This is a genomic window from Pseudomonas sp. NBRC 111119 (assembly GCF_001320125.1).
In the GTDB taxonomy this organism is placed as follows: domain Bacteria; phylum Pseudomonadota; class Gammaproteobacteria; order Pseudomonadales; family Pseudomonadaceae; genus Aquipseudomonas; species Aquipseudomonas parafulva.
Map to the genome: position 1 here is coordinate 1 of NZ_BCAV01000101.1, position 972 is coordinate 972.

Below are 972 nucleotides of genomic sequence, written 5' to 3' on the forward strand. Positions count from 1 at the left end.
CTGACCCAGCCCGTACAGCAGCTGATAGAAGCCCAGGTGCAGCGCACCCCCGATGCCCCGGCACTGGTGTTCGGTGAACACAGCCTGACCTACGCTCAGTTCAACGCCCAGGCCAACCGCCTGGCGCATTACCTGATCAGCCAGGGTGTAGGCCCGGATGTGCTGGTGGGTGTGGCGGCCGAGCGGTCGCTGGAAATGGTCCTGGCGCTGGTGGCCATCCTCAAGGCGGGTGGCGCCTACGTGCCGCTGGACCCGGACTACCCTGAAGAGCGCCTGCGCTACATGCTCGAGGACAGCGGCGTCAAGCTGCTGCTGACCCAGGCATGCTTGCTCGAACGCCTGCCGTTGCCGGCGGGTGTGCGCACCGTGGCGTTGGACCGTGAGGGTTGGCTGGAAGGCTTTGCCGACAGCAACCCGGCTGTTGAAGTGAGCGGCGAGCACCTGGCGTACGTGATCTACACCTCTGGCTCCACCGGTAAGCCCAAGGGTGCGGGCAACCGCCATGTGGCGCTGACCAACCGCCTGTGCTGGATGCAGGAGGCCTATGGCCTGAACGGCAGCGACACGGTGCTGCAGAAGACCCCGTTCAGCTTCGACGTGTCGGTGTGGGAGTTCTTCTGGCCGTTGATGACTGGTGCGCGGCTGGTGGTAGCAGCGCCGGGCGACCACCGCGACCCGGCACGGTTGGTGCAGCTGATTCGGGCGCAGGGGGTAAGCACGCTGCACTTCGTGCCGTCGATGCTGCAGGCCTTCCTGACCGATGCGCAGGTGCAACAGTGCACCAGCCTCAGGCGCATTGTGTGCAGCGGCGAGGCGCTGCAGGTGGACACCCAGCGTCAGGTGTTCGAACGTTTGCCGCAGGCGCGGCTGTACAACCTGTACGGGCCGACGGAAGCGGCCATCGATGTGACCCACTGGGCGTGCGTGGAAGAGGGCGTGGACGCGGTCCCGATCGGCCAGCCGATCGCCAAC

1 protein-coding gene is annotated in these 972 nt (G+C 66.4%); it reads left to right on the plus strand.

Annotated features, from left to right (window positions below; genetic code table 11):
* Positions 1 to 972: AMP-binding protein (locus APH25_RS24740; RefSeq protein ID WP_156333293.1), on the plus strand; the 972-nt coding region annotated here is incomplete at both ends.